Raw genomic sequence first — 7,813 nt, 5'->3', positions numbered from 1 at the left:
TCAGGCTGGACGGATAGCATGGGCCGCTGACGGCCTCGGAGTTTTCGCACTGGCACACACCACGTGATCATTCCGGGGCCGTCGCCATGCCCGGAGGGCAGATCGCGACTGTCACGCTTCACGCATGACCGGCCACCCGACAGGCTCTCAGGCTGCGCTCCTCGCCGTCGAGGACGTGGATGCAGACGCCGGCCAGATCGTGCTCTCGGGCGAAGTCGAGGACGTCGTCGGGGCCGTAGGCGCCGTAGGTGAGGTTGGTGAGCAGGGCGTACGCGTGGCCGAAGAGCCGGACCCGGTCGATCCGGTCGATCAGCACCCGCGCGCGCTCGGTCGTCAGGTCGGGGATCTGTTCGATTTCGGCTGCGGTGAGGTTCGGACTCAGGAGCGCTCGGAACTGCGCATCGAGGTGGGGCATCGTTGTCTCCTTAGAAAGCGGGTCGCGACCGTGCGTCGCCGCCACCCCTGCTTCCTATCAACGCAATGGATAGTGCGTTAGAGCCATTGACAGCCCGGTTCTGCGGACCAATTCGGCGGGCCCACCTCTCGGGCTACGCCTCGGCAGCTCCGCCGGGTTCGAGCCGTTCGAACGCCTCTGCCATCCGCGCCACGGCACGCGCCATGTGCTCCGCTGCGGTGCCGGCGAACCCGATCAGCAGTGCGGGCGGCAGCCGGCGCTGCACGCGATACTCCCCCAGGGGATACGTGAAGACGCCCTGCCGGGCGAGGCCGCGTGCGCAGTCGATGTCGTTGACGGATGCCTCGAGCCACCCCATCACGTGGAGCCCGGCGGCGACCGGCCTCGCCGTCAGCCGGTGCGCAAGCTGCGTGTCGAGCTGTTCGAGCAGGGCGTCCTGGCGGGCGGCGTACAGTCGGCGCGTGCGCCGGAGGTGGGTGTGCAGGTGCCCTTCGGCGAGGAAGTCGGCGAGCGCCGCCTGCATCACGGTCGCGGGGGTGCGACCGATCACCGAGCAGGCCGACGTGAACGGCTCGACGAGGTCGTGGGGCAGCACGACGTAGCCCAGTCGCAGCGACGGCGCCAGCACTTTGCTGAATGTGCCGACGTAGATGACGTGTCGCGCTTGGTCGAGTCCGAACAGCGGGGGCAGCAGCTTGCCGTGATAGCGAAGCTCGCTGTCGCAGTCGTCCTCGACGATCCAACTCCCGTGCGCCTGCGACCACGCGATCCACTCCCCGCGCCGCGCCGGACTCATGACCGTGCCCAGGGGATGCTGCCGGGACGGCGTGAGGTAGGCGAGGCGTGCCAATGGGTCGCCCCCTGCCGCCACCGCGCCTGCGTCGTCGACCGGCACGCCTTGGACGCGGCATCCCTGCGATTGGAACGCGAGCCTTCCGGAGATGTGGCCGGGGTCTTCGACGAGCACCGTGTCGGCGGGGTCGAGCAGCAGCACCGCGAGAACACTGAAGGCCTGTTGGGCACCGGAGGTCACCACGATCTGCTCGGCGCCGCAGCCGAGGCCCCGCACGTCGTTGAGGTAGTCGGCGATCGCCTGACGCAGTGGCTCGTACCCGTGCGGGTCGCCGTACCCGATGGCGGCTGCGTCGGTGCGCGCCGCGTGCCGCACCAGCAGCCGCCGCCACACGGCGGCAGGGAACGCGGATGCCGCGACCTGGCTGGGGACGAACGACTCGGTGTCTTTCGGATCCCACGAGTGCGGCACCTCGCTGAACAGGCTGGCACCGCGTGCCGACGTCGCCGCGCCGCGCTCGGACAGTTGCGGGCGCGCAACAGGCGCCGGTGCCGTCGCGGCCGTCCACAGTGCGTCCACATACGTGCCGTCCCCCTGGCGTGCACGCAGGAACCCCTCGGCCGTGAGCTGCTCGAACGCGGTCACCACGGTCAGCCGCGAGACGCCGAGCTCGGCGACGAGCGTCCGCGTCGAGGGCAATCGGGTTTCCGGCGGCAGGGTGCCGTCGAGGATGAGTCCCCGCAGCTGCCGATACAGCTGCAGGTGCAGCGGCAGGGTGCTACCGCGGTCGAGCTCGACCGCAGCCAGCATCCGGCCCCCGGCACCTTTCATGATGCGCGGGCGCGCCGGTGGGTCTGACATGCCCGCATCCTAGCCAGTACTGCAATGGCACTCCGTTATGCCCTCTGCTCCGGTAGTGACTGATACGGGCCCGGGCCTGGTTTGTTCTTCCGGGCGTCACCGCCGAGGGCATCGCGGCGACGCACACCATGCTGCTGGAGGCTCAGGTGCGGGTGGCGGAGCTGCTGCGCGGCTTCACGGCCGGCCTCTGATCGCCGGTCGTCGAAGACCCTCGCACCGGGCCGTCCGGCATCTTCTAGGAGGGTGCTTCAGTGCCCTCCTAGGCAGCGCCCTCCGCTATCGCCTCCTCGACCTCCGCGACCCGCGCCCGCTCCTCCGCCGCGAACCGGTCCCGGTCCAGCTGCTCGGCTATCTCCTCGTCCTGGGCCATGAGCAGGTCGAGGTTGGAGTCGCCGAGATCGAAGACGCCCATGTCGACGTACGCCTTCTGCAGCCGCTCGCCCCACAGACCGATGTCCTTGACGCACGGGACGATCCGGCTGAACAGCAGCTTGCGGAAGAGCTGCAGGTACTCCGAGTGCTCGGAGAGCTCCTTGGCCTCCTGCTTGCCCATGCCGAAGTTCTCCAGCACCTCGACGCCGCTGAGGCGGTCGCGCATCAGGTAGCAGCCCTCGATGACGAACTCCTCGCGCTCGCGCAGTTCGGCGTCGCTCAGCTGCTTGTAGTAGTCGCGCAGCGCCATCCGGCCGAAGGCGACGTGCCGGGCCTCGTCCTGCATGACGTAGGCGAGGATCTGCTTGGGCAGCGGCTTGTTCGTGGTGTCGCGGATCATGCCGAACGCGGCCAGCGCCAGGCCCTCGATCAGGACCTGCATGCCCAGGTAGGGCATGTCCCAGCGGGAGTCGCGCAGAGTGTCACCGAGCAGGCCCTGGAGGTTGTCGTTGATCGGGTAGAGCATCTGCACCTTCTCGTGCAGGAACCGGCCGTATATCTCCGCGTGCCGGGCCTCGTCCATGGTCTGGGTCGCGGAGTAGAGCTTCGCGTCCAGGTCGGGGACGGACTCGACGATCCGGGCGGCACAGACCATCGCGCCCTGTTCACCGTGGAGAAACTGGCTGAACTGCCACGAGGTGTAGTGCTTGCGCAGCTCGCCCCGGTCCTTCTCGGTCATCTTGGCCCAGTGCGGGGTGCCGTACAGCGTGAGGGCCTCGTCGGGGGTGCCCAGCGGGTCGGCCGGGTCGACCTCCAGGGACCAGTCGATGCGCTTGTTGCCGTCCCACTGCTTGTCCTTGCCCTTCTGGTAGAGGGCGAGAAGGCGTTCACGGCCGTCGTCGTAGTCCCAGTTGAAGCGGGCCGCGCCGGAGGCGGGCACCTGCCACAGGGGCGTGTCGGGGGCGGTGGTGTAGAGGTCGTGTGTCGACACGGACGGCTCCTTCGCCTCGCGTGCTCGGACAAGTTCCGCCGCGGTTGCGTCAGTTGGCAGGTTCACACGTTGCTGGACGCCGGGTCAACAAGTCGTGCGCGAGGGATTGACTGCCTTACTGACAAGCAGTCTCATAAGGAGTGACTCCCGGTAACCCACGTGTGAGGTGCCCTCAGCCATGACGACAGTGACCGAACGCGACGTGCAGCTGCTCCGCGACGCACTCGGCCCGCTACGGGACCGCGAGCAGATCGCCGAGCGCCTCCTGGAGTCCTCGGCCAAGCACTCCTTCGATCCGGACACCGAGCTCGACTGGGATGCGGCGGTCGAGGACGGCAAGTGGTTCTGGCCGCCCGAGCTCGTCTCCCTCTACGACACCCCGCTGTGGCGGAGGATGTCCGAGGAGCAGCGGATGGACCTGGCCCGGCACGAAGCGGCGTCGCTGGCCTCGCTCGGCATCTGGTTCGAGATCATCCTGATGCAGCTGCTGGTCCGGCACATCTACGACAAGCCGGTGACCAGCAATCATGTCCGTTACGCGCTGACCGAGATAGCCGACGAGTGCCGGCACTCGATGATGTTCGGCCGCATGATCCAGTGGGGGCGGGCGCCCAGCTATCCCGTACCGCGCGTCTACCACAACGTGGCTCGGGTGCTGAAGACCGTGTCCACGACGCCCGGTTCGTTCGCCGCGACCCTGCTCGGCGAGGAGATCCTCGACTGGATGCAGCGTCTGACGTTCCCGGACGAGCGCGTCCAGACGCTGGTGCGCGGCGTGACCCGGATCCATGTGGTCGAAGAGGCACGGCACGTCCGCTACGCCCGCGAGGAGCTGCGCCGCCAGATGGTCACGGCACCCCGCTGGGAGCGCGAGCTCACTCGGCTGAGCTGCGGGGAGGCCGCCCGCGTCTTCTCCGTCTGCTTCATCAACCCGCAGGTGTACGAGAACGTCGGTCTGAACCGCCGCGAGGCCGTCGCCCAGGTGAAGGCGAGCGGCCACCGGGCGGAGGTCATGCAGTCGGGTGCCAAGCGGCTGACGGACTTCCTCGACGACATCGGCGTGTTGAACGGGGTGGGGCGCAGGCTGTGGAAGAGCTCGGGTCTGCTGGCCTGAGCGGGCCCCCGGCGGAGGGGACGCCGCAGGGAGTGCCCGGCGGATCACGGCCGGGAACCGCGAGCTGTCCACCTCTGATACGCCAGGCACCGCCTGGGCGCGGGGGAGGCCGTGAGCCCCGGAGCACGCCCTGGGTCAGACTGGGGACGTGAGAAGCGAGAACACTACCTTCAGGGGCGGCCCGCTGGACGGGCGGGTCCTCCCCGTCCTCGTCGGCGCGACCGGCCACCCGCCCAAGTGGTACGAGGTCCCGGTGCCGGACGCCGACGGCGGACCGGCCACCGTGTACGCGTACCGCCGGGTCCCGGCCGGATACTCCAAGCGGCTGGGTGTGCAGCGCGGCTGGGTGTACGAGTACGCCCCCGAGGGCCGCGAGCGCCACACTCTCAAGTGGCCCTGGTCGAAACCGAGCTGACCCGCTGGTCCGGGCGGGGTGCGTCGGCCGCCTCTCGATTGCCGAACCCTCTAGGATCGACGGATCCATGGTCACGAGAACGGTCACAAGGGGGTGCGCCATGGAGGCGCTGCGTCAGGACGATCCACGCCGCCTCGGTCCGTACACCGTCCTGGCACGGTTCCGCGAGACGGCGAGCGCTGTCCAGTACCTCGCGTACGACGCGAGCGCGGCCGACACCACGGACGGCACCGCGGACCGGACCGTCGTGATCACCGCGGCCCGGCCCGAGCTTGCCGCACTGCCCGCCTTCCGCCGCCGCTTCGAGGCGGAGGCGCGCACCGCGGACCGGCTGGCGGGTGGCTGGGTCCAACCGCAGCTCGCCACCCGTACGGACGACGGGGAGCTGTGGACGGCCGTGGCGTACGTACCGGCGCTGACGCTCGCCGAGGCGATCGACGCTACGGGTCTCCTCCCCGAGCGTGCCGTGCGGATACTGGGCGCGGGCATCGCCGAGACGCTCTCCCGGGTGCACGCCACCGGGGCCGTACTGGAGGGGCTCGCCCCGAGGACCGTACTGCTGGCCGGGGACGGGCCGCGGCTCACCGCCTTCGGCCCGCTGGGCGCGGCGGCCGATGCCGAGGCCAGAGCGGGCGGGCAGCTCTCCGTACGGCTCGGATATCTCACCCCGGAGCAGGTCGAGGGCGAGACGGCGGGACCGGCCTCCGACCTCTTCGTGCTCGGCCTGCTGCTGGCGTACGCGGCGACCGGCACGACCCCGTTCGCGGACGGCCCGGCGGCGGAGGCAGCCGAGCGGATCGCGCATGCGGAGCCGGAACTGGGCGCGGTCCCGGAGGACTTGCGCGGGCTGATCGCGCGCTGCCTGGCCAAGGACCCGGCCGAGCGGCCGAGCTCCGGGACGGTGGCGGCGGAACTGGCACTGGAGGGCGCGGCGGGCCTCGCGAGGGGCGGCTGGCTGCCGGAGCAGCTGTCGAAGACGCTTGCGGAACAGGAGTCCCGTGTCAGGGAGCTGGTGTCCGCCGGCGCGCCCGACGAACCGGCGGACAGCCCCGTGGGCGCAGCCCCGAGCGGGTCTCTCACCGAACCTGCCGACGCCACACCCGACAGTCCCGCCACCGGCGCGCCCGGCGACGGCGGCCTCGGAGAGGACATCCGGACCACCCGGATCGGAAGCGTCGGCAGCCCCCGCGCCCCGGAGCCCGACCGGCCGACCACCCAGCTGTCCATCCCGCGTGAACGGACCGGTCCCCCGGACCGGCTGCCCGCCGTCCTGCCGCCCGTCGCACCGCTCGTGCCGCGCCCCCTCCCGGCCCCGGCAGCGGCGATTCCCGCCTCGCCCCCGCCGCCCGTGACGCCCACGCCCCCACCCGCACCCTCCTCCTCGTCCCCCTCCGCCGCCCTCGACCGCCGCACCCTGCTCTTCGGTGCGGTGGCCGGCGCGGCCGGGCTGATCGTCGGCGGTGGGGGTGTGCTCGCCCTCGGGGCCGACGGTTCCGACGCCCCGGACGACGGCAAGCCCGCCCCGTCCCCGAGCGGCCCCACCGTGGCCGGACTGCCGCCGCAGCCGCGCTGGGTGTACAGCCACCCCGAGGCCGAACCCGCGCCGCCCACCGCCGCGCTCTGGCGCAACCGGCTGCTCGTGCTGACCGGCGAGACGCAGGCCTCCGCCGTCGATCTGCGGACCGGCCACCGCCTCTGGGAGTGCCCGGACGCGGCGAAGGGGCAGGCGGCCCTGGCTGCCGGTGACGCGTTCTGCTTCGTCGCCGGGCCGTCCGAGTTCCTCTGGCTGTCGCCGAAGGACGGAACGGTCGCGCACCGGGTGGCGTACGAGAACCAGTTCGAGGGTGCACCGTTCCTGACGGTGTCCGACGTCATCGGCCAGTCCGGTCCGGCGATCTGGTTCACCGGCTCGCACAAGGTCACCGTGAAGGCCAAGAAGCCGAAGAAGGGCAAGAAGCCCGGGAAGGACACGCAGGTCGTCACGTCGTTCCTGTTCGCGTACGACATCGTGCGGCGCAAGGAGCTGTGGCGGACCCCCGTACCCACCGGCCGGGAATCGACGACCCCCGCCTACCAGCTGATCGCCGTCCGCCCCGACGACATCGTCGTACGCCAGAAGAGCGCGACGCTCACCCCCGGCGACGTCAAGGCGGCCAAGGGCAAGGCCGTCTTCCGCGGGTTCGACCGCAGGAGCGGGAAGCTGCTGTGGACCAAGTCGTTCGGCACGGTCATCCCCGACGGCGCAGCCGTCGGGGATGACCGGGGACTGCTCTACGTGGCGGCGGGCGACGCCCTCCAGTCGTTCGAGATGCCCGCGGGCAAACCGAAGTGGACGCTGAACGGCACGCCCGGGTCCGTGTTCGGAACACCGGTCCCGGCCGGGGACCTGCTGCACACCACCAGCCGCGACCAGGAGGTGGGCGCGGTCGAGCGGGAGTCCGGAAAGCTGCGCTGGCGGCGGTCCACCGAGGCGGTGCCCGGCGCATCGGCGCCGGTCGTCACCGTGAGCTCCAGCGGCAGGACCGTGCTGGCGGCCGGGGCCGCGCAGGTCACCGCGTTCGCCGCGGCGGACGGCCGGCGGCTGTGGAAGTTCCAGGACATCGGGGTGCAGGACCCGAAGGGCGCCACGGTCACCGCCCCGTACCGGGTGCTGGCCTTCGAGAAGTCCGCCGTCGTCCAGCGGGAACGGATGTTCTACGCGTTCCCGGTGAAGTGACCTCGGTGGTGTCCGGCGGATCAGGGCCCCGGCCCTGATCCGCCGGGCCCCTTGAGGGTCACCTCGCCGTCCGGGCGAATCCGGGCAAATCCGGGTGCCGCCACGCAGCACGGTTCTTGCATCGCCCGCCCCCGAG

The 7,813-nt window shown here is 70.9% G+C and carries 6 protein-coding genes; 3 read left to right on the top strand and 3 right to left on the bottom strand.

The genetic code is table 11. The features are described 5' to 3' along the window. Positions 1–118: 118 nt before the first annotated feature. The 3 genes from ACGFSA_RS09750 to ACGFSA_RS09740 all read right to left on the bottom strand — a co-directional run bounded on the left by ACGFSA_RS09750 (position 119) and on the right by ACGFSA_RS09740 (position 3,432). Positions 119–415, bottom strand: a complete 297-nt coding sequence (locus tag ACGFSA_RS09750; protein WP_393302209.1) for a hypothetical protein — start codon at positions 413–415, stop codon at positions 119–121. 133 nt (positions 416–548) lie between these two features. Beyond that, on the bottom strand, positions 549–2,069 hold the full coding sequence (locus ACGFSA_RS09745; protein ID WP_393302206.1) for a PLP-dependent aminotransferase family protein: 1,521 nt from the start codon (positions 2,067–2,069) through the stop codon (positions 549–551). Between the two features lie 259 nt (positions 2,070–2,328). After that, the gene (locus ACGFSA_RS09740; RefSeq protein WP_393302203.1) at positions 2,329–3,432 is read right to left on the bottom strand and encodes a ferritin-like domain-containing protein; all 1,104 of its coding nucleotides are present in this window, start codon (positions 3,430–3,432) and stop codon (positions 2,329–2,331) included. A 178-nt stretch (positions 3,433–3,610) separates the two neighbouring features. Here ACGFSA_RS09740 and ACGFSA_RS09735 point away from each other — a divergent pair, with 178 nt between their 5' ends. The 3 genes from ACGFSA_RS09735 (at position 3,611) to ACGFSA_RS09725 (ending at position 7,677) form a co-directional block, all read left to right on the top strand. Further along, positions 3,611–4,546: a diiron oxygenase gene (locus tag ACGFSA_RS09735; RefSeq protein ID WP_393302200.1), complete on the top strand. Its 936-nt coding sequence runs from the start codon at positions 3,611–3,613 to the stop codon at positions 4,544–4,546. 148 nt (positions 4,547–4,694) lie between these two features. After that, complete coding sequence (locus ACGFSA_RS09730) at positions 4,695–4,961, top strand: hypothetical protein (RefSeq protein WP_393302197.1); 267 nt, start codon at positions 4,695–4,697, stop codon at positions 4,959–4,961. A 100-nt stretch (positions 4,962–5,061) separates the two neighbouring features. Further along, positions 5,062–7,677 (top strand): PQQ-binding-like beta-propeller repeat protein, encoded by a 2,616-nt coding sequence (locus ACGFSA_RS09725; protein WP_393302194.1) that lies wholly within the window; start codon positions 5,062–5,064, stop codon positions 7,675–7,677. Positions 7,678–7,813: the final 136 nt, after the last annotated feature.

Origin of the sequence: Streptomyces sp. NPDC048496 (assembly GCF_043200055.1) — a bacterium.
Classification (GTDB): Bacteria; Actinomycetota; Actinomycetes; order Streptomycetales; family Streptomycetaceae; genus Streptomyces.
The sequence above is the reverse complement of the archived record's forward strand: the minus strand, read 5'-3'. Positions and strand labels throughout refer to the sequence as shown.

Coding starts and splice junctions, on each gene's coding strand:
- ACGFSA_RS09750 (WP_393302209.1), bottom strand. CDS start 415: ATGCCCCACCTCGATGCGCAGTTCCGAGCGCTCCTGAGTCCGAACCTC.
- ACGFSA_RS09745 (WP_393302206.1), bottom strand. CDS start 2,069: ATGTCAGACCCACCGGCGCGCCCGCGCATCATGAAAGGTGCCGGGGGC.
- ACGFSA_RS09735 (WP_393302200.1), top strand. CDS start 3,611: ATGACGACAGTGACCGAACGCGACGTGCAGCTGCTCCGCGACGCACTC.
- ACGFSA_RS09725 (WP_393302194.1), top strand. CDS start 5,062: ATGGAGGCGCTGCGTCAGGACGATCCACGCCGCCTCGGTCCGTACACC.